This window comes from Pseudoalteromonas sp. 5Ae-yellow, assembly GCF_014077565.1.
Taxonomy (GTDB): Bacteria; Pseudomonadota; Gammaproteobacteria; order Enterobacterales; family Alteromonadaceae; genus Pseudoalteromonas.
Window position 1 is genome coordinate 21,663 of sequence record NZ_JACGWD010000014.1, and the last position, 19,239, is coordinate 40,901.

A 19,239-nucleotide genomic window follows, 5' to 3' on the forward strand; every position below is an offset into this window, starting at 1 on the left:
TGACAGTTATGTTACATAAGTGTGATTAATTGATGAAGGTTTATACGAAGATTATATGAAGTCGATATGAAGATTATATAGAGGGGTAGCGTATTTTAGGCATAAAAAAACGCCGCTATTGCGACGTTTTTAAAACACGATTATAGCAAATTACATTGCTTTAAAGCGCGCCTCTAGTTGTTCTTGTGCATCAGCAAAAGAGCGAATACCTTCAGCTAGTTTTTCAGTAGCCATAGCATCTTGGTTATGTAACCAACGGAACTGCGCTTCTGTAAGTGGCTCTGGCTTTGGCTCTTGTGGAACATCGCTTTCAAGCAAATATTCTTGTGCGCCTTCAAGGTTGCCTAAATCTTCTAAAAGATTAGGGCTAATAGTTAGCTTGTCACAACCTGTAAGTGCAATAATTTCGCCTGTATTACGGAAACTTGCACCCATCACAACTGTTTTGTAGTCATGGCGTTTGTAAAATTCAAAAATGCTGCGTACAGACTGAACACCTGGATCTTGTAGCGGATCGGTTGGTTTTTCCATACCGTTAGCAACGTGCCAATCTAAAATACGACCAACAAATGGCGAAATTAGAAATACGTTTGCATCGGCACAAGCACGGGCTTGGGCATCGCTAAATAATAAAGTAAGGTTACATTTAGTGCCTTCTTTTTCTAGCTGCTCAGCGGCTTTAATACCTTCCCACGTAGACGCTACTTTAATTAATATTTTGTCTTTGCTTACACCTTCTTTTTCGTAAAGGCTAAGTAGGGTATGTGCTTTATCAATTGTAGCTTGCGTATTAAACGAAAGGCGTGCATCTACTTCAGTAGAAATATAACCAGGTACAATAGCGCTAATTTCTTTACCAAGTAATACGGCAAAGTAATCACATGCTAGTTCAAGTTGTTTAGCAGGCTCTTGCTCGGTTTCTTTTGCGTAGCTCCAAGCTTTATCTAGGTAAGGCTTATATGCTTCAATCTCGCTCGCTTTTAATAAAAGCGATGGGTTTGTAGTTGCATCTTCTGGTTGATGCTTTTTAATAGCTTCAATATCACCAGTATCGGCCACAATAGATGAATGTTGTTTTAGCCTTTGTAGAGCTGAAGTCATTTGCTTTCCTCATTCCAAGCAAGTTAAAAGAAAAATCTAATCACTCTTAATATATACAATCCATACTGCAACAGTGTGACAATGCTTGATAGGTCTTATGTCCTGATCAATAAAAAAACGGCAATGCATGGGTTATTAAGAGAGGATTTATTTAAACAAAACGTGCTTTTCGTTTCATTTAATGTTGAAATTGACACTAAATAAATTACAAGTCAATAGCTAACTATGATCACTGTTATTTCACCTGCAAAAAATCTTGATTACGAAACGCCACCCGCAACAGACAAGTTTACTCAGCCTGAATTACTAGAGCACAGCGAAGAGCTCATGAAAGTATGCCGTGAACTAACACCAGCGCAAATTGGCAGTTTAATGAAAATTAGCGACAAGCTATCTGGGCTTAACGCAGCACGCTTTAGTGAGTGGGCACAGCCGTTTACACAAAGTAATGCTAAACAAGCCGCACTTGCCTTTAATGGCGATGTATATGGCGGTTTAGATGCAAGTACGCTTAAAGCTAGCGAGCTTGATTACGCACAAAACCACTTACGTATCCTTTCGGGTTTATACGGCTTATTAAAACCACTTGATTTAATGCAAGCTTACCGTCTTGAAATGGGCACCAAGCTTGAAAACTCGCGAGGCAAAAACTTATACGAGTTTTGGGACAGCGTAATAGCGAACGAACTAAACGAGGTATTAAAAGCGCAAGATGCACAATATTTAGTTAACCTTGCTTCAAACGAATATTTTAAAGCGGTAGATAAAAAAGTGCTTAATGCACAAATTATTACCCCACACTTTAAAGACTGTAAAAACGGTCAATACAAAGTAATTAGCTTTTACGCTAAAAAAGCACGCGGCATGATGGCGCGCTACATTATCGAAAATAAAGTAACGCAGTTAAGCCAACTTAAAGAGTTTACGGTAGCAGGTTATTACTTTAGCCCAGAGGCAACAGTTAAAGAGCTTGAGCCGGTATTTATGCGCGACGAACAAAGTTAGGTTTATAAGCTTAAATAAAAAATTTAAAAGCCATGCATTGCATGGCTTTTTTGATGTTGGCGTTATATTTGCAATCTCATCTAATATTAATGAGAACACTAATTAAATAGGTGCAAATAAAATGATCAGTATTCCGTCAGTTGGCGAAGCAGAAAAACTAATAGAAGAAAAGCTCGGAGGGTGGTTTGATGTTGTAATAAGCCATATCCCTAATTTTATAGTTGCGATACTGATCGCAATTGTGTTTTCAATATTGGCGCGCTTTGCTGGCAAGCTGATGAAAAACATATTACGCCGCTCACTCGACTCAACACAAATTGCCGACTTAATGGCGTCAATTTTTAAAGTTATTGTGTTGTGTATAGGTTTATTTATAGCGCTCGATTTTGTTGGGCTAAAAGGCACTGTTACCTCGCTACTTGCTGGTGCAGGTATTGTGGGTTTAGCCATTGGTTTTGCGTTTCAAGACATGACCGAAAACCTAATTGCAGGTATAGCAATGGGTGTACGTAAGCCATTTAAAACAGGTGACGTAATAGAAACCGATGATGTGTTTGGTTCAATACATTCTATAAACCTACGTAACACGCTAATAGAGAGCTTTTATGGGCAGTTAATACTGGTTCCAAACAAAGTATTATTTAGAAACGTACTAAAAAATTACACCACGCTAGGTGTTAGACGCATAGAAGTACCCGTAGGTATTTCGTACGGCGACGACATAGAAAAAGCAAAAGACGTTATAGTCGATAAAATTAACGAATTTGACTTTGTAATACGCAAAGATGAAACCGCAGTATACGCCGAAGGTTTTGGTGACAGCAGCATTAACTTACTGGTATGGTTTTGGATTAAATACCCAGGTGAGCCAGACTTTATGACAGTACGCCATAAAGGTGTTGTTGCCGTTAAGCAGGCACTTGATGAAGCTGATATTAGTATTCCATTCCCAATTCGTACTTTAGATTTTGGTATTAAAGGCGGCGAAAAACTCGATGCTATGATAAGCGACAAAATAAGCCAGCAGTCATCAAATAAAGACAGTGGTGAGGGGACTGACTCTAACCAAAGTGAGTAATTTAGTTAAAGCTCATTAGGCAAAAGCATTGGGAAATAGTTACTTACCAACAGCGCGTTTTTACAGAGTAAAACGCGCTTTTTAGACATTTTATAAAATAAAGGATATTTCTAATTTTAAAGTTAAGTCCCTTCATATAAGTATAAATTATCATTTTCCCATAATAGCGCAATAAATAAACTTGTAACCATTATAAATACATAAACAACGAGGTGTTTGGATAATAAATGCATTTTAGTGGTTTATGTTCCTGTTTTGTTTGTTTCCCCCTGTAAATTCGGGTTTTTTGAATAAATAAATTCATTTTTAGCTTTTGGTAGGCTAGATTTAACTTAACTGCTCTTTATTTAGTAAATACAAATGCCAAGCAAGAAAGTTCAGCTTTTCAAACGAGTCATTGGAGTTTAAAAACTAAGCTAACATTAATTTTCCTACTCGTAGGGATAATACCCGCCCTCATAATTACTACAATCTCTACATTACAATCAAAATCACGCGTCGAATACAATATATCTCAGTCGCTTGAGGCGATTAATCAAATAAAAAAAACTCAGATCGAAAATTATTTTAATCAAAAAAGGGCAGATATTGAGCTTTTGGCTTTAATTGTTCCGCAGCTTGAGGAAGACAACTATGATCGCTTTTTTACAGAATATATACAGAAGTATGACTATTACGATGTGTTTTTAATTAATAACAATGGGCTTATTTATTACACTCAAGCTAGAGAATCTGATTATCAAACAAACATATTAAAAGGGAAATATGCGAGTTCAAATTTAGGAGATTTAATTAAAGAGGTTAAACAATCTAAAAGTTTTAGTATTGCTGATTACAAACCGTATGCACCAAGTAATGGAGAACCCGCTGCGTTTATTGCTATACCTGTTGATGGTAGCGATACAATAGTTGCTTTACAGCTTTCGAGCAAAGGGACTAATCAAATAATGGGTGTTCGCGAAGGGATGGGAGAAACTGGTGAGAGTTACCTAGTTGGAGAAGATAAGCTAATGCGTTCTGATTCATATCTTGACCCAGAAGGACATTCACTCAAAGCAAGTTTTGCAGGAACTGTAACAAATAATGGTGCTGATACAGAGGCTGTAAATTTAGCTTTAAATGCTCAACATGGTACTAAAATAATAAAAGATTATAATGGAAATAACGTACTTTCTGCCTTCGATAGTATAAAGATTGGAGATTTTAGCTGGATTATATTAAGTGAAATTGACTAATCAGAAGCATTTGCACCAGTCCATCAGACTGTGCTTTTTAGTGTGATTTCTATAATAGTAGCTGCAATTGTTGTTGTATTTATTGGTGTTTTCTTTTCTCGAAAAATAGCGACTCCAATAATTGTAGCTTCCACTTTTGCTAAAAAAGTGGCGGCAGGAGATCTTAGCAGTAATATCGAAGTTAATTCACACGATGAGGTAGGCATGCTACAAGTTGCATTGCATACCATGTTAGAAAATCTCAGAAAAATGATTGGTGAATTATCTAACGTTGCAGTTCAGCAAGGCAGTACAGCAACAGAGCTTGCCTCAGTTACTGAGCAAACTAGCTTAGCAGTTACCGAGCAGCAAGCACAAACTATACAAGTTGCAGCCGCCACTACCGAAATGACTGAAACAGTAAAAGAGATAGCGAGTACAACTGCTAGTGCATCATTATTATGTGAAAATATTCAAAGAATGGCTCGAGAAGGCTCTGAAAATAATGATAGTACTTACAACGCACTTGTTTCTCTTGGAGAAGCTACAAAAAAATCAGCACATGAAGTGACGGAGTTGAAGCATAATTCAGAAAAAATAGTGAATGTATTAGGCGTTATTAAAAAGATAGCTGATCAGACTAATTTACTTGCTTTGAACGCAGCAATTGAAGCAGCTAGAGCTGGTGAACAAGGGCGTGGTTTTGCTGTTGTTGCTGATGAAGTACGAAGCTTAGCTAAGTCTACGCAAGAGTCTACAATGGAGGTTGAAGTGATCATTGAAGCTGTTGTTAGTGCCAGTAACGCAGCTGTTCAAGCAATGACAGACAATGTAGGACAAACAACTCAAGTTCAGGAAATAGCTAAGAAAGCAAACTTAATCAATAGTAATGTAGGCAAAGCAGTAGATGAAATATTTGATATGGTTGTTCAAATTGCAACCGCCTCTGAACAGCAGGCAACCACCATCGATGAAATATCACGAAATATAGGTGTCATAAATATGGGTATATCAGAGACCGAGCAGGCAGTTAGGGATATTGCACAATCAAGTAGCGAATTGTCTAGGATGGCAAACGGTTTAAATGATGAGGCCCAAAAGTTTAGTCTTTAACTTACTCTATTAATTTAGAAATCTTTGATTTAATGACGCTAATCATACAGATATAACTACGGTAGGATGTTACAGGGACGTACCATAAAAGACGTAAATAAGCGCGTGCCAAATAGTGCACGCGCATAAGTAAATATTAGAGTTGGTGAGACACTCTGCAACCGATGAGCTCGTAAATTACAAACTTCCAACATAATTATGTTTTATTCTAACATGTTAAATAACGCTAATTTTGTTACGAATGATTTTTACGCCATCCATATTTTCTAAAAACTTTTGAGCTAGTGCGCGCTGAAAACCAGTTTGTGCTTCACCATATAAATCTACTTCACCATTTTTTACCTGCACACGAATATCACTTAACGCTAGGTTAGGATTAGTTCGTAGGGTGTTGGTGATAGCTTGTTGTAAGTTAGGTTGAGTGGCTACACTGCTTACTACGGCCATGTTGGTTGCTGCACTTACCTTTGTAGCGCAAGCTAATAAAAATAAACAACAAAATGATACTAAAGCGATAGTTAACTTGAAGCGGTTCATAACTTAATCCTTACATTACGGTGAATAGTGCAGCCACAAAATGGAAATTCCATCGGCTAGGTTATTATTGTAGTTACAATTTCGGTGCCAATATTAACGCCATGAAATATAAGGGGATTTTATTAAGTGGAAATTCAGGTGGGCAAAAATTACATTTAAATGAGTATGAGTTACATGCTTGGGTTACATATGTAACAGGTACAAGTGACAGAGCTATAAAGCTTGCATTAAAAAGCCGACAAAAGCCGGCTTAGTATAAAAATGTTTTAGGTTACTTTTTCTTTTTAACCTTAGCCTTTTTCTTGGCTTTCATTTTTACTGGATCTTTACGCTTTTTAGCTGGTGGCTTCGCTTCTTTATGCTGTGGCTCGACACCTCTAATTACACGGCGTTTTAATTTTTGTTCAACGTAGCGCTCTACTTTATATAAAATACCAATATCGTGTGCTTCAACTAGCGATATTGCTATCCCTTTTTTACCAGCACGGCCAGTACGACCAATACGGTGTACATATACGTCGGCAGTACGCGGCATATCAAAGTTAATAACGTGGCTGATGTCAGATACGTCAATACCACGTGCAGCTACGTCGGTAGCAACTAATATGCTTGTTTTGCCACTGTGGAAGTTTTCCATGGCTTTCATACGTTTGTCTTGTGGCATTTCGCCGCGTAACCACGCTGCTTTTACATCATTAGTTGTAAGTTCGCCAATCAATGTTTCTAAGCGTTCGCGAGTTTTAACAAACACAATCGCTTTAGTTACGTCAGGATTTTTTAGCGTATTAACTAATAATTCAAGTTTGTGATGATAATCGTCGGCTAAATGTACCCATTGGTGAATTTTAGCCTTTTCTTTACGTGACGATTCGGCTTCTAATAGAGCTGGGTCGTTTAATGTTTTTTCAGCAAACCTTTCTACGCTGTCACCTTCAAGTGTTGCTGAGAATAAAAAACATTGGCGACGATTTTTAGCTTCGTCACAAATACGGCTCATTTCTTTTTTGAAACCCATATCTAACATGCGATCTGCTTCATCGATAATAAGCATTTCTACGTGTTCAGCATGAAAGTTTTCGGTTTCTAGGTATTCCATTAATCGACCTGGTGTGGCGATTAAAATATCGTTATTTTTTTCAAAAATTTCTTTATGCGTGCCGTAGTTAATACCGCCTGTTACTACACCAATTTTTAGGTGTGTGCGCTTAGCTAGCAGTTCACATTGTTCATGAATTTGATAAGCCAACTCACGAGTTGGGGTCATAACGAGTACGCGCGCAAAACCAGGGTCACGACGTGGGAAATCCAGTAAGTACTGAATAGCCGGAATTAAAAATGCCGCTGTTTTACCTGTACCAGTAGGCGCAGATGCTAAAATGTCGCGCCCCTGTAGTGCTTCAGGAATAGCTTGTTGTTGAATGCTGGTTGGCGTCTCGTAGCCCATTTTATTAATGGCATCGAGTAGCTTGTTATCAAGATCAAATTCAGAAAATTGCATAGAGTGTCTAAAATAAGGGACAATTACCCTGATTATACGCGCTATGCTGCGCTTGGTGAATGAAAAGGTGAAAAAATGTCTGGTTTTGTATTTAAACAATTTAAAGTTGAACACGACCACTGTGCAATGAAAGTTTCTACCGATGGCATTTTGCTTGGTGCATGGGCTAATTTAAGCGGCGCAAAGTCATTACTTGATATAGGCACCGGCACCGGCTTACTAGCACTAATGTGTAAGCAGCGCAGTAATGAGCTTGATATAACTGCGGTAGAAATTGACGAAAGCGCCTATACCCAAGCATTAAAAAATGTAGCTAATAGTCCGTGGCCAACTATAAGTATTACGCACCAAACTATTCAACGCTTTAGTAGTGAAGTTAAATTTGACGTGGTTATCTCTAATCCACCGTATTTTAATCACAGTTTAAAAGGCGATAATGCTGCGCGTAATGCCGCACGCCATACAGACGGCCTAAGTTTTGAAGAGTTAATTAATGCGTTTAAACGCTTAAGCCATAGCCGCGCTCGCTTTAGCTTAATACTCCCAAGCGTTGAAGGCGCATTATTTATTGAGCTTGCTATTCAAAATGGGCTTTATTTAAATACTCACTGCCAAGTAAAGGCCACGCCCAACAAAGATATTAGCCGCAGTTTAATGACATTTAGCTACGTAAAAAGCGATATAGAATCATCAATCCTGTGTATTAGAAACTTAGATAATACCTACACTGCTGATTATATAGCCCTGTGCAAAGCATTTTATTTGAAAATGTGAAGCAATAAAGTTCAGTGAGCTCTATTGAGTTATTCCTAATTTGAGATGCGCTTTAATAGTGTGTTTATAAATCACCTGATATGATTTAGCCATTAGCCACTTAATTTAAAAGGCAACACAATGAAAAAGTTAAATAAATTAGCATTACTTAGCACGTTAGCAACCACAATTTTTGTAAGCCAAGGCGCGCTTGCAAACATGAGCCCTGTAGGGCTTTGGAAAACCATTGATGAGGATACAAACGAAGCTAAATCGTACGTACGTATTACACAAAACAACAATTTACTAAGCGGCAAGGTAGACTCTATTTTAGACCCCGCTAAGCAAGGTGGCATTTGTAAAGAGTGCGATGGCGCATTAAAAGATCAGCCTATTTTAGGTATGACTATTATCACTGACGTAAAACCAGAAGATGATGGCGTATGGGGAGATGGCGCAATACTCGACCCAACCAATGGCAAAACCTACACCGTGCAACTAACGCCACAAAACGACGGTAAAACGTTAGAAGTTCGCGGTTATATTGGCTTTTTTTATCGTAACCAATATTGGGAGCGCGTAGAGTAACGTTACTCGCTGGCGGTTTTTAAAAACTCACGTTTTAGCCACTCTCTTAATGCACTTACCTGTGGGTGATTAAGCATGGCGTGGCTAGTTGCAAAATAAAACTGCTGATGGGGATTCACTATGCTTTGACCTATTTGAGTGAGCATACCGTGCTTAATATCGTCACGTACAAATTGTTTGTGAGTCACTAAAATACCTAGCTGGCGCATAGCTGCTTGCGTTGCCTGCACCGAAATATTAAACGTTAAATTATTATGCTGTTTAGGCTGCGCTAAATTATTGGCCTCACACCACGTTTGCCAATCGTTTTGCCTACGCGGGTTAGTAACGTATATTGCTTTAAAGCGCTCTAGTAAACTTTGAGGGGTTAACTCATCCTCATTTAACCCAGCTAAAAGCTGCGGGTTACACACTAAAATTAATTGATCGTCAGCTAATTTTTCACAGTGGTATTTTTGCCACTTATCGGGCTGGCCATGAATAATTGCGGCATCAATCCCTTCTCGCTCTAAATCAAACTCACCGACTAAATTAGAAATACGAATATCACTATTTGGAGCCATAAGCTGAAAATCCGCCACGCGGGGGATCCACCAATGTAGCGCCAACGAGTTAACCATATTAAGTGTTAAGTGCGTGTGTTCATTATTTGCGTTACTGGCTTCTTGGCTGGCTGTTAAAATTTCGGCCATGGCTGGGGCTATGCGTTTGTAATAGCGTTCACCTACAGGGTTTAGTTCAACACGCCGACCAATACGATTAAAAAGTGATGTATTAAGCTGCGACTCTAGGGCTTTTATCGATTGGCTAATCGCAGAGTGGCTAATACTTAGTTGCTCTGCAGCTAATACCATACTGCCCGACTCAGCAACGGCTATAAACGTATAGAGTGATTTTAAAGGCGCCGATTTAATCATAGTCACCACATATTACTATTAAGTTTTACTTACAGGTTAGTTTAGTATTATTCGCTTTTATATTTAAAAAGTATACGTAAGATTAGCGCTATAAAAGCACATGCCAATTTTTTAAAAATAATAAATAGATTAAAAAAATTAAGCTTTTAAATCAGTTTTTATTAATTTTTTATTTAAAGGATAACCGCGGTGTCGTTAAATTCTCGTGCTAGTGTGTTTATGTTGCTTTCTACGTTTACTCTGGCGTTAAACAGCTTTATTGCCAAGCTACTAACAGGCTACTTTAGTACCAGTGAAGTGGTTTTTTTACGGGTATTTTTACCCGCCATTATTATGTTGGCACTGGCGGCGGGCATAAAATGGCAACTACCTAATAAGTCGGCATGGCAAACCTTTGCTACCCGCGCAATTTTTATTGTACTGTGCCAAAACTGCTTTTTAGTGGCGCTAAATACCTTAACGCTGGTGGAGGCGGTGATTTTATTTAGCACTGGGCCGTTATTTATTCCACTAATAGAGCGCGTGCTTTTTAAAACAAAACTAAATTGGCTATTGCTACCTACAATGGCGCTTATGTTTGCGGGCGTTATTATTCAAAATATACATAGTGATGGCATTCAGTGGCGCTGGAGCTTATTAATTGGTTTAGGCGCGGGTATTTTTAATGCGTGTTCGCAAATTACCTTATTTAGAGCAAGTAAAATTAATCTCCCTATGATGGTAATAAACGGCTGGAGCTTTGCCTTGGCTTCTTTATTTATGGTACCGGTATTAATGTTTACTACTGGTGAGGCAAGCTTTTACCAAGGCTTTGCAATTGATATGAGTGATCATGGATTATTACTTATGATTGCATTAATTGGTTTTTCGACCGCTGCGACGCAGTTTTTTAGAGGTAAAGCGTATAGGTTAGTTAGTTCTAACTCACAGTTAGCGCCACTTATATATACTAACTTATTATTTGCGTTGTTATTTCAGCTTATATTTTACGATACAACATTAAGCTTGTCGCAAGTAATAGGCTCCGCGCTAATTGTATTAGCATGCACTATTAATACTTTTGCGCCTAGATGGAAATCTAATATTTATACGCATAAATATTTAAAAATTTAGCTACGTATGAAATCATATTTAGCTTATGCCTTTCTTAGTATTTACAACTGATAACGTCACATTGAATAAATAATAAAGGAAAAAAGATGATTAAGTACATAGTTGCTTTAATAATGCTGAGCACACTGTTAATAAGCGGTGGAGCAAGCGCAAAGGATGATGCTGTAAATACGGGTTGGTTTAATAACACGGCTATTAAAGGGTACGACAGCGTTGCATATTTTACGCAAAATAAAGCCGTTAAAGGCAGCGACAAATATACGTTTAGTTATTTAGGTGCTGACTGGCATTTTTCGAGTGAAGAAAATAAAACGGCATTTGCAGAAAACCCAAAGCGTTATGCACCGCAATACGGTGGCTGGTGCGCTTATGCAATGGCTGATGAGGGTAATGCCGTAGGGATAGACCCTGAAGCATTTTATATTCACGAAGATAAGCTTTACTTAAATTATAGCGAAAGCGTGCAGCAAAAATGGTTAAGTAATTTACTACCGTACATTGTTATGGCTGATGGGTACTACCCACAAACAACCAATGTGATGACGTTTCAATAAATTGATTTATATTAATAAAAAAGCGCGTAACTAATTTTATAGTTACGCGCTTTTTTATTTTATTTTTCGGTATTTATAAGTGAATTAAAGCGTTTCGCCGTATTCAGTCATTACCTGTTCAACCCATGTTGCAATGCGGTCGTCGCTTAGCTCGTATTGGCTGTCTTCGTCGAGCGCGAGTCCTACAAACTGTTTACCATCAGGCGTCAATGCTTTTGAAGCTTCAAACTCGTAGCTACTGTCGTTTGGCCAAAAACCAAGTTGAGTAAATGTTTGCGTATTTATTTCGTCGTGTAGCATGCCTAGCGCATCTTGAAACCACTGCCCGTAACCTTGTTGATCGCCCATGCCAAATAAAGCAATGGTTTTACCTTTTAGGTTTACGTCGGCTATGTCGTCCCACTTTGACTCCCAGTCTTCTTGTATTTCACCAAAATCCCATGTTGAAATACCAAAGATGATAAAGTCGTACTGCTCTGCATTTTTTAGTGGCTCGTCTTTAATATTGTGCAGGGTAACTATATCGGCACCAATAATGTCGCGAATCTTTTCTGCTGCCATTTCGGTGTAGCACGTAGTAGAACCAAAAAATAAACCAATTTGCATCGTATTTATCACTGTGTAATTGCCTGATATGATAGGCTCAAGTTTACCGTAAGGTATTTTTAATTGATACCTTAGCAAAGCATGAGAGCATAATGTGACAACGCTATCTGACGATTCTTTTGAAAATAACAGCAGTATGAGCAGTAATAGCGACTACCTAGAAACCTTTTTAGATAGCCTGTACTTAGAACAAGGCGTAAGCGAAAATACATTAAGCGCTTATCGCAGTGATTTAGATAAGTTTTGCCTATTTTTAAAGGGCGAAAATTTAATGACGGTAACGGGGCTCGACATAGAAAGCTATTTAGCGCATCGAGTTGATTTAGGTTTAAAACCACGCAGTACAGCACGTAGCATTAGTGCGCTAAAGCGTTTTTATCAGTATTTTGTGCGCGAAAAAATAATTAGTGATTCGCCCATGCTAAACATAGCTCAACCAAAAGCCGGACAGTCGTTACCTAAAACACTCTCAGAAGCTGAAGTTGAGGCATTATTAAATGCGCCTAACACCGAAGAAGCGATGGGACTGCGCGATAAGGCCATGCTAGAGCTACTTTATGCAACGGGGTTGCGTGTAAGTGAGCTTGTTGGGCTTCGTATGGAACAAATTAATTTGCGCCAAGCGGTTGTGTTTGTAAAAGGCAAGGGTAACAAAGAGCGCTTAGTGCCATTGGGTGAAGAAGCCATGTATTGGCTGGAGCAATTTTTAAAGGGTGGGCGTGCACAAATGATAAAACACGCCACCGATTTTGTGTTCCCATCTAAGCGCGGAGTAGGCATGACGCGACAAACCTTTTGGCATAGAATTAAACACTATGCTATTTTGGCATCAGTTGAGTCTCCATTATCGCCCCATACCATGCGCCATGCTTTTGCTACGCACTTATTAAATCATGGGGCAGATTTACGTGTGGTACAAATGATGTTGGGCCATAGCGATTTATCAACGACGCAAATTTATACCCATGTTGCCAATGAACGGTTAAAGTCGGTACACGCAGAGCATCATCCGCGAGCGTAAGTTTGAAAGTAAATATTATTAAGCCGGTCAATATATTAAGTGTTTTTAGGATAGAGAGAAGTTATGAAAAAATTAATGTTAGCAGGTGCCATGTTGTGCACAAGTATTAGTGCATTTGCAAATGGCGTTGCTGTAACACCAGATACTAATGATCCTATTATTACTAAATTTGCCGAGCTTGGTGTAACTGTAAAGCAAATTAACCCAAGCCCAGTAGCGGGCTTAAAAGAGTTGATCACTAATAAGGGCGTACTTTACGCAAGTCCAGATGGTCAATTTTTAATGCAAGGTACGTTAATCGATTTAAATAATCGTAACAACTTAACAGAGCAAGCATTAAACGGCGTGCGTGTTGAGGGCATTAAAGAATACGAAGATTCGATGATTGTGTACAAAGCACCAAACGAAAAACACAGTATTACCGTATTTACCGACATTAGCTGTGGTTACTGTCGTAAATTACATCGCGAGTTAGACGATTTACTTGATGCGGGTATTACCGTTAAGTACCTTGCGTTTCCACGTGGTGGCTTACAAGGTTCAGGCTACGCCGATTTAATGAACGTATGGTGTGCACGCGATCAGCAAGAAGCACTAACAGAAGCTAAGTCGGGTACAAGCACTAAAGTAGTTGCAGGCTGTAGCGCACCGGTTGCAGAGCATTACCAATTAGGTCAAAGCTTTGGTATTAGCGGCACACCCGCTATTATTTTAGAAGATGGTACGATGATCCCTGGTTACCAGCCAGCAGCAGCATTAAAAGCAGCATTAGAAGCTAACAAAGCGTCGTAATTAAACGCTTAGTTATTATTAAAAAGGCCTTAATGGCCTTTTTTTGTCTTTTTAATACGACTCAATAAGTTAAAACCCTGCATGAAAAAACTAATCATTGCGCGTGAAAACGTTGACGACTCGCATCTGCCGAGTAATTTACACCCTGTAATTAAACAAATTTATGCTAACCGCAATGTATTCAATGCCGAAGAGCTAAATAACAGCGTAGCTACGCTCCACGACTTTAAATTGTTTAAAGACATCGACAAAGCCAGCGACTTATTAATTGAAGCATTAAAAGCGCAAAGCCAAATATTAATAGTTGGCGACTTTGATGCCGATGGCGCAACAAGTACTGCAACTTTAATGCAAGGCCTTGAGATGTTTGGCTTTAAGCATTTAGATTACTTAATTCCTGACAGGTTTAGCTTAGGTTATGGTTTAAGTCCCGCGCTTGCAGAGCAAATAGTACAAATAAAACCTGATTTAGTGATCACCGTAGATAACGGCATATCGTGTATTGCCGGTATTGATATTTTAAAAGCGGTTGGCATAAAAGTGCTGGTAACAGATCACCACTTACAAGGTGAGCAGCTGCCAAATGCCGATGCAATAGTAAACCCAAACAGGCATGAATGTGATTTTCCGTCTAAATCCATTGCTGGCGTTGGCGTTGCTTTTTACTTATTAATAGCACTGAGAAGCGTAATGCGAGACTTAGGTTATTTTGAGCAGCAACCGCCGCCTAATTTAGCTAACTTACTCGACATTGTAGCGCTTGGTACGGTTGCTGACGTGGTCGCACTTGATGCGAACAACCGTACGTTAGTGCATCAAGGTTTAGCACGTATTCGCAGTGGTAAAACACGCCCTGGTATTACCGCGCTTATTGAAGTGGCAAATCGTAATGCTGCTCGTTTAAGTGCCAGTGATTTTGGTTTTTCGCTTGCGCCGCGTTTGAATGCAGCAGGGCGATTGGACGACATGAGTTTGGGTATAGCGTGCTTGCTTAGCACCGATATAAACCAAGCGCGTAGTATAGCGGGCGAACTCGATAGCTTAAACTTTGCAAGGCGCGAAATAGAACAAGGCATGCAATTTGAGGCGCAAGCCGTGCTTGATAGGCTCGCATTTAGCGACGATAACATCCCTGATGCTATTTGTTTGTTTCAAGACGATTGGCATCAAGGTGTTATTGGTATTTTGGCTGGTCGCTTAAAAGAAAAATATCACCGCCCAACTGTTATATTTGCTGGTGGCGAAAATGGTGAAATAAAAGGCTCGTGCCGCTCTATTGAAGGGCTACACATGCGCGATTTACTCGAAGGACTTAATACCGCCGACCCGCATTTAATTAATAAATTTGGTGGCCACGCAATGGCCGCTGGTTTAAGTATTAACGAGCAGCATTTTAACGACTTTAAAAAAGCGTTTGATGCCGCAGTTAGCGCGCAACTAAGTGAAGAAAGTAAGCGCTGCATTGTGTTTACCGACGGCGAGCTGCCAAACGACTGCTTTACAATGGATTTTGCCCAGCTATTAAAGCAGTCGGGCCCGTGGGGTCAGCAATTTCCTGAGCCGGTGTTTGAGCATACCTTTGAAGTAATACAGCAGCGCATAGTAGGCGAAAAGCATTTAAAGCTCGTGTTAAAGCACCAATCTGGTCGATTAGTTGACGCCATTGCTTTTGGTATTGATGTAAAAGAGTGGCCAGATACAGAGGCCAAGTTTGTGAAAGTAGCGTATCAGCTCGATATAAATGAGTTTAGAGGTAAATTTACGCTGCAATTAATAGTTAGAGAGCTTGAAAAAGTACACTAAAAAATATGTAATATCATGCATAAAATGCTAATAAAGCGCGCGGTTTTTTGTTAAAATCGGGCGTTTTTATCATTTGACGATAATTTATTGCGAAAATCCCATTTAAAGGGGCGCAATTACCTAGCCATTTTGGAGTGATGTACATGTTTGAAGTGAATCCTGTGATTAATCAAATCAAGGAAATTCGCGAACGTACTGAATTGCTTCGGGGGTACCTTTGACTACGCTCTTAAACAAGAACGCTTAGAAGAAGTTAACGCCGAGCTTGAAGATTCAGCCGTATGGAATGAGCCTGAACGCGCACAAGCGCTTGGCCGTGAAAAATCAGCATTAGAAGCGGTTGTTGAAACAATCGACAACCTAGTAGCCGGTACTGACGACGTTGAAGGCTTACTTGAGCTAGCTGTAGAAGCTGAAGACGAAGATACCTTTGTTGAAGCGCAAACTGAGCTTGCTGATTTAAACGGACAGTTAGAAGGTTTAGAGTTTCGTCGTATGTTTTCGGGTCCTCATGACTCAAACGATGCTTACCTTGATTTACAATCAGGTTCTGGCGGTACTGAAGCACAAGACTGGTGTAACATTTTACTTCGTATGTATTTACGTTGGGGCGAGGCTAAAGGCTTTAAAGTTGAGCTAGTTGAAGCGACCGACGGTGATGTTGCCGGTATTAAAGGCGCAACTGTCCGCTTTGTTGGCGAATACGCTTACGGTTGGCTACGTACCGAAACTGGCGTACATCGCTTAGTACGTAAAAGCCCATTTGACTCAAGTGGTCGTCGTCATACTTCATTTGCTTCTGCGTTTGTATACCCAGAAGTTGACGATAACATTGAAATTGATATGAATCCGTCAGACTTACGTATAGACGTTTACCGTGCATCGGGCGCGGGTGGTCAGCACGTTAACACCACTGAATCGGCGGTTCGTATTACTCACGTACCAACAAATACCGTAGTGCAGTGTCAAAACGAGCGTTCGCAGCATAAAAATAAAGCCCAAGCGATGAAGCAGTTAAAAGCTAAATTATTTGAGCTTGAGCTACAACAGCAAAATGCTGAAAAACAAACGCAAGAAGACGCTAAATCTGATATTGGTTGGGGTAGTCAAATTCGTTCATACGTACTTGATGACGCACGCATTAAAGATTTACGTACAGGCGTTGAAAACCGCAATACCCAATCGGTACTTGACGGTAACTTAGATAAATTTATTGAAGCCAGCCTTAAATCTGGCCTATAACCACCAAGCTAATAAAGAGCTAAAAAATGACTGATAAAATCCAAGACGAAAACAAGTTAATCGCTGAGCGTCGCGGCAAGTTAGACGCTATACGCGAAAATTGCCCAGCCAACGGTCATCCAAACCAATTCCGTCGTGAGCATTACACGGCTGATTTGCAAGCCCAGTTTGGTGATAAGAGCAAAGAAGAATTAGTAGAGATGCACGAAGTTGTGTCTATCGCTGGCCGTATTTTAGCAAAGCGTGGACCGTTTTTTGTAATTCAAGACATGAAAGGTCGCGTACAAGCGTATGCATCTAAAGATGTTCAAAAAGATCTTAAAGAAAAGTATGGTCAACTAGACACTGGCGATATTATTGGTGTTAAAGGCGCATTAAATAAATCGGGTAAAGGCGATTTATACGTAGAAATGACTGAGTACCAATTATTAACTAAGTCACTTCGTCCGTTGCCTGAAAAATTCCATGGCTTATCAGATCAAGAAACAAAGTACCGCCAACGTTACGTTGATTTAATTACTAACGAAGCAACGCGCGAAACATTCCGCATTCGTTCACAAGTAGTTGAAGGCATTCGTCGCTTTTTAGCAGACCGTGACTTTATGGAAGTAGAAACACCAATGCTACAGGTTATACCTGGCGGTGCATCTGCGCGTCCGTTTGTAACTCACCATAACGCGCTTGATATCGACATGTACTTACGTATAGCGCCTGAGCTTTACTTAAAGCGCTTAGTGGTAGGTGGTTTTGACCGTGTATTCGAAATTAACCGTAACTTCCGTAACGAAGGGTTATCTACGCGTCACAATCCAGAATTCACAATGATTGAATTTTACCAAGCATACGCTGATTACATCGACCTGATGAACATCACCGAGGACATGTTACGTACGGTTGCAGAAAACGTACTAGGTAGTGCAGTTGTAGTTAATACAACTAAAGACGAAAATGGCGAAGTAATTGACTCAGTTGAATACGACTTTGGCCAACCGTTTACACGTTTAAGCATGGCGGACGCAATCTTAAAGTATAACCCTGAGTTTGATGCTGCGGTATTTAACGACCCAGAAAACCACTTTGACGAATTAAAAGCGTACGCTAAACAAGTGCACGTTAAAATTCCTGAAAACTGTGTTTGGGGCCCAGGTAAGTTCTTGTGTGAAATATTTGAAGAAACAGCAGAGCATATGCTTATTCAACCTACGTTTATTACTGGCTACCCGTGGGAAGTTTCTCCACTTGCACGCCGTAACGACGAAAATGCATTTGTTACCGACCGTTTTGAATTTTTTGTTGGCGGTCGTGAACTTGCAAATGGCTTCTCTGAGCTTAACGATGCACAAGACCAAGCAGAGCGCTTTACACGCCAAGTTGAAGAGAAAGACGCAGGCGATGATGAAGCAATGCATTACGATGAAGACTATATACGCGCACTTGAGTACGGCTTACCGCCAACTGCAGGTGAAGGTATTGGTATTGACCGTTTAGTAATGTTGTTTACTGACTCATCTACAATTAAAGACGTTATTTTGTTCCCGCATATGCGCCCGCAAGCTGACTAAGCTTTGAGTAGAGCATAGTAAGTTAATAAACGCCGCTTAATAGCGGCGTTTTTTTATTTTGTATTAGTATTTTAATTAATAAGTACTACACTAAAAATTAAATGTAGTTATTAGTGCTGGTTAATGTGCAATTCAGCTTCACTAATTTATTGTTATTGGTAGTTTTTAATATTAAAACTAACAGTGCTATAACTTTTTAGTATGATTGTTTTTTAAACATATGTTGTATTTATGTAAAGGTTTTAGCTAGAATACGCACGAAATTTACACTGCTTGGTATTTAGCAGTTAAGTATAGATTCTTAAAGGACTTAGAATAATAGTATGAAAGACAAACGAGTAGATGATTTTTCAGAAGAGGGCACATCAGAGCAAGAACGAAATGCTTATTACCGTGCTTGTATTGCTGAATTTCAACAGTTAGGTTACCAAGAACAGTATTTGGCTCAGTTAACTGATGACTTAGTTCCCGTGCTAGGTGTTAATCCTTCAAATAAAAACGCGTAACCCGCTTAAATTTCAAACTAATTACACTTTTAAACCAAGCATATGTGCAATCTATAACCATATAGTCGTTTTTGGTAGAAAAGTGTTTGACATATTTTCTGAAATCTTTATTATACGCCCCACAAGACGGAGAGGTGTCCGAGTGGCCGAAGGAGCTCCCCTGCTAAGGGAGTATAGAGTTTGTAGCTCTATCGAGGGTTCGAATCCCTCCCTCTCCACCATTTCTTTTAATGGCG

The 19,239-nt window shown here is 39.5% G+C and carries 19 protein-coding genes and 1 tRNA gene; 15 read left to right on the forward strand and 5 right to left on the reverse strand.

Translation table 11 applies throughout. The features are described from left to right. Window positions 1-150: 150 nt before the first annotated feature. Entirely contained in the window at window positions 151-1,101 is a 951-nt protein-coding gene (gene tal, locus H4J63_RS05945; RefSeq protein WP_007376481.1) for a transaldolase, read from the reverse strand. 225 nt (window positions 1,102-1,326) lie between these two features. Between tal and yaaA the strand changes: the two genes are divergently transcribed. The 4 genes from yaaA to H4J63_RS20520 all read left to right on the forward strand — a co-directional run bounded on the left by yaaA (window position 1,327) and on the right by H4J63_RS20520 (window position 5,511). Next, a complete protein-coding gene (gene yaaA, locus H4J63_RS05950; RefSeq protein ID WP_182195231.1) occupies window positions 1,327-2,106 on the forward strand; it encodes a peroxide stress protein YaaA in 780 nt (259 codons plus the stop codon). 121 nt (window positions 2,107-2,227) lie between these two features. Then, window positions 2,228-3,184 (forward strand): mechanosensitive ion channel family protein, encoded by a 957-nt coding sequence (locus tag H4J63_RS05955; RefSeq protein ID WP_182195234.1) that lies wholly within the window; start codon window positions 2,228-2,230, stop codon window positions 3,182-3,184. 596 nt (window positions 3,185-3,780) lie between these two features. After that, window positions 3,781-4,419, forward strand: a complete 639-nt coding sequence (locus H4J63_RS20255) for a hypothetical protein (RefSeq protein ID WP_259365581.1) — start codon at window positions 3,781-3,783, stop codon at window positions 4,417-4,419. A 42-nt stretch (window positions 4,420-4,461) separates the two neighbouring features. Continuing rightward, window positions 4,462-5,511, forward strand: a complete 1,050-nt coding sequence (locus H4J63_RS20520) for a methyl-accepting chemotaxis protein (RefSeq protein WP_310734711.1) — start codon at window positions 4,462-4,464, stop codon at window positions 5,509-5,511. Between the two features lie 216 nt (window positions 5,512-5,727). On the opposite strand, the gene H4J63_RS05965 is transcribed toward H4J63_RS20520, so the two are convergent. Further along, window positions 5,728-6,048 carry a BON domain-containing protein gene (locus H4J63_RS05965; RefSeq protein ID WP_010553266.1) on the reverse strand — a complete coding sequence of 107 codons (321 nt, stop codon included), beginning with the start codon at window positions 6,046-6,048 and terminating at the stop codon, window positions 5,728-5,730. A 271-nt stretch (window positions 6,049-6,319) separates the two neighbouring features. After that, window positions 6,320-7,546 carry an ATP-dependent RNA helicase SrmB gene (srmB, locus tag H4J63_RS05970; RefSeq protein WP_007376476.1) on the reverse strand — a complete coding sequence of 409 codons (1,227 nt, stop codon included), beginning with the start codon at window positions 7,544-7,546 and terminating at the stop codon, window positions 6,320-6,322. A gap of 75 nt (window positions 7,547-7,621) precedes the next feature. On the opposite strand from srmB, the gene H4J63_RS05975 reads away from it, so the two are divergent. Beyond that, window positions 7,622-8,320, forward strand: coding sequence for a tRNA1(Val) (adenine(37)-N6)-methyltransferase (locus H4J63_RS05975; protein WP_182195237.1), 699 nt, complete (start codon window positions 7,622-7,624; stop codon window positions 8,318-8,320). A gap of 120 nt (window positions 8,321-8,440) precedes the next feature. After that, complete coding sequence (locus H4J63_RS05980; RefSeq protein WP_182195240.1) at window positions 8,441-8,887, forward strand: DUF2147 domain-containing protein; 447 nt, start codon at window positions 8,441-8,443, stop codon at window positions 8,885-8,887. Window positions 8,888-8,889: 2 nt separating this feature from the next. Here H4J63_RS05980 and H4J63_RS05985 read toward each other — a convergent pair whose 3' ends face one another. Next, window positions 8,890-9,804, reverse strand: a complete 915-nt coding sequence (locus H4J63_RS05985) for a LysR substrate-binding domain-containing protein (RefSeq protein WP_182195243.1) — start codon at window positions 9,802-9,804, stop codon at window positions 8,890-8,892. A gap of 189 nt (window positions 9,805-9,993) precedes the next feature. Here H4J63_RS05985 and H4J63_RS05990 point away from each other — a divergent pair, with 189 nt between their 5' ends. Beyond that, entirely contained in the window at window positions 9,994-10,917 is a 924-nt protein-coding gene (locus tag H4J63_RS05990) for a DMT family transporter (RefSeq protein WP_182195246.1), read from the forward strand. A gap of 86 nt (window positions 10,918-11,003) precedes the next feature. Then, window positions 11,004-11,471, forward strand: coding sequence for a YHS domain-containing (seleno)protein (locus H4J63_RS05995; RefSeq protein WP_182195249.1), 468 nt, complete (start codon window positions 11,004-11,006; stop codon window positions 11,469-11,471). An 84-nt stretch (window positions 11,472-11,555) separates the two neighbouring features. Here the strand turns inward: H4J63_RS05995 and fldB are convergent, their stop codons facing one another. Beyond that, window positions 11,556-12,077, reverse strand: coding sequence for a flavodoxin FldB (fldB, locus tag H4J63_RS06000; RefSeq protein ID WP_182195295.1), 522 nt, complete (start codon window positions 12,075-12,077; stop codon window positions 11,556-11,558). A gap of 94 nt (window positions 12,078-12,171) precedes the next feature. On the opposite strand from fldB, the gene xerD reads away from it, so the two are divergent. The 7 genes from xerD to H4J63_RS06035 all read left to right on the forward strand — a co-directional run bounded on the left by xerD (window position 12,172) and on the right by H4J63_RS06035 (window position 19,224). Next, a complete protein-coding gene (gene xerD, locus H4J63_RS06005) occupies window positions 12,172-13,098 on the forward strand; it encodes a site-specific tyrosine recombinase XerD (RefSeq protein WP_002961416.1) in 927 nt (308 codons plus the stop codon). Between the two features lie 63 nt (window positions 13,099-13,161). Continuing rightward, window positions 13,162-13,890, forward strand: a complete 729-nt coding sequence (gene dsbC / locus H4J63_RS06010) for a bifunctional protein-disulfide isomerase/oxidoreductase DsbC (RefSeq protein ID WP_182195252.1) — start codon at window positions 13,162-13,164, stop codon at window positions 13,888-13,890. Between the two features lie 81 nt (window positions 13,891-13,971). After that, on the forward strand, window positions 13,972-15,693 hold the full coding sequence (gene recJ, locus H4J63_RS06015) for a single-stranded-DNA-specific exonuclease RecJ (protein WP_182195254.1): 1,722 nt from the start codon (window positions 13,972-13,974) through the stop codon (window positions 15,691-15,693). Between the two features lie 143 nt (window positions 15,694-15,836). Beyond that, window positions 15,837-16,935 (forward strand): peptide chain release factor 2 gene (gene prfB / locus H4J63_RS06020; RefSeq protein ID WP_139016071.1). Its coding sequence is split into 2 segments (ribosomal slippage): window positions 15,837-15,911 and window positions 15,913-16,935, totalling 1,098 coding nucleotides; the frame shifts between segments, so codons are not numbered across the junction. A gap of 26 nt (window positions 16,936-16,961) precedes the next feature. Beyond that, the gene (gene lysS, locus H4J63_RS06025) at window positions 16,962-18,497 is read left to right on the forward strand and encodes a lysine--tRNA ligase (RefSeq protein WP_165735521.1); all 1,536 of its coding nucleotides are present in this window, start codon (window positions 16,962-16,964) and stop codon (window positions 18,495-18,497) included. A gap of 323 nt (window positions 18,498-18,820) precedes the next feature. Continuing rightward, window positions 18,821-19,003 (forward strand): hypothetical protein, encoded by a 183-nt coding sequence (locus H4J63_RS06030; RefSeq protein WP_024597674.1) that lies wholly within the window; start codon window positions 18,821-18,823, stop codon window positions 19,001-19,003. A 128-nt stretch (window positions 19,004-19,131) separates the two neighbouring features. After that, window positions 19,132-19,224 (forward strand) — tRNA-Ser (locus H4J63_RS06035). The last annotated feature ends 15 nt before the right edge of the window (window positions 19,225-19,239 follow it).

What these genes read in the sequence shown, in the direction of transcription:
- tal (WP_007376481.1), bottom strand. Translation starts at nt 1,101, where the DNA reads ATGACTTCAGCTCTACAAAGGCTAAAACAACATTCATCTATTGTGGCC.
- yaaA (WP_182195231.1), top strand. Translation starts at nt 1,327, where the DNA reads ATGATCACTGTTATTTCACCTGCAAAAAATCTTGATTACGAAACGCCA.
- H4J63_RS05955 (WP_182195234.1), top strand. Translation starts at nt 2,228, where the DNA reads ATGATCAGTATTCCGTCAGTTGGCGAAGCAGAAAAACTAATAGAAGAA.
- H4J63_RS05965 (WP_010553266.1), bottom strand. Translation starts at nt 6,048, where the DNA reads ATGAACCGCTTCAAGTTAACTATCGCTTTAGTATCATTTTGTTGTTTA.
- srmB (WP_007376476.1), bottom strand. Translation starts at nt 7,546, where the DNA reads ATGCAATTTTCTGAATTTGATCTTGATAACAAGCTACTCGATGCCATT.
- H4J63_RS05975 (WP_182195237.1), top strand. Translation starts at nt 7,622, where the DNA reads ATGTCTGGTTTTGTATTTAAACAATTTAAAGTTGAACACGACCACTGT.
- H4J63_RS05980 (WP_182195240.1), top strand. Translation starts at nt 8,441, where the DNA reads ATGAAAAAGTTAAATAAATTAGCATTACTTAGCACGTTAGCAACCACA.
- H4J63_RS05985 (WP_182195243.1), bottom strand. Translation starts at nt 9,804, where the DNA reads ATGATTAAATCGGCGCCTTTAAAATCACTCTATACGTTTATAGCCGTT.
- H4J63_RS05995 (WP_182195249.1), top strand. Translation starts at nt 11,004, where the DNA reads ATGATTAAGTACATAGTTGCTTTAATAATGCTGAGCACACTGTTAATA.
- fldB (WP_182195295.1), bottom strand. Translation starts at nt 12,077, where the DNA reads ATGCAAATTGGTTTATTTTTTGGTTCTACTACGTGCTACACCGAAATG.
- dsbC (WP_182195252.1), top strand. Translation starts at nt 13,162, where the DNA reads ATGAAAAAATTAATGTTAGCAGGTGCCATGTTGTGCACAAGTATTAGT.
- recJ (WP_182195254.1), top strand. Translation starts at nt 13,972, where the DNA reads ATGAAAAAACTAATCATTGCGCGTGAAAACGTTGACGACTCGCATCTG.
- lysS (WP_165735521.1), top strand. Translation starts at nt 16,962, where the DNA reads ATGACTGATAAAATCCAAGACGAAAACAAGTTAATCGCTGAGCGTCGC.
- H4J63_RS06030 (WP_024597674.1), top strand. Translation starts at nt 18,821, where the DNA reads ATGAAAGACAAACGAGTAGATGATTTTTCAGAAGAGGGCACATCAGAG.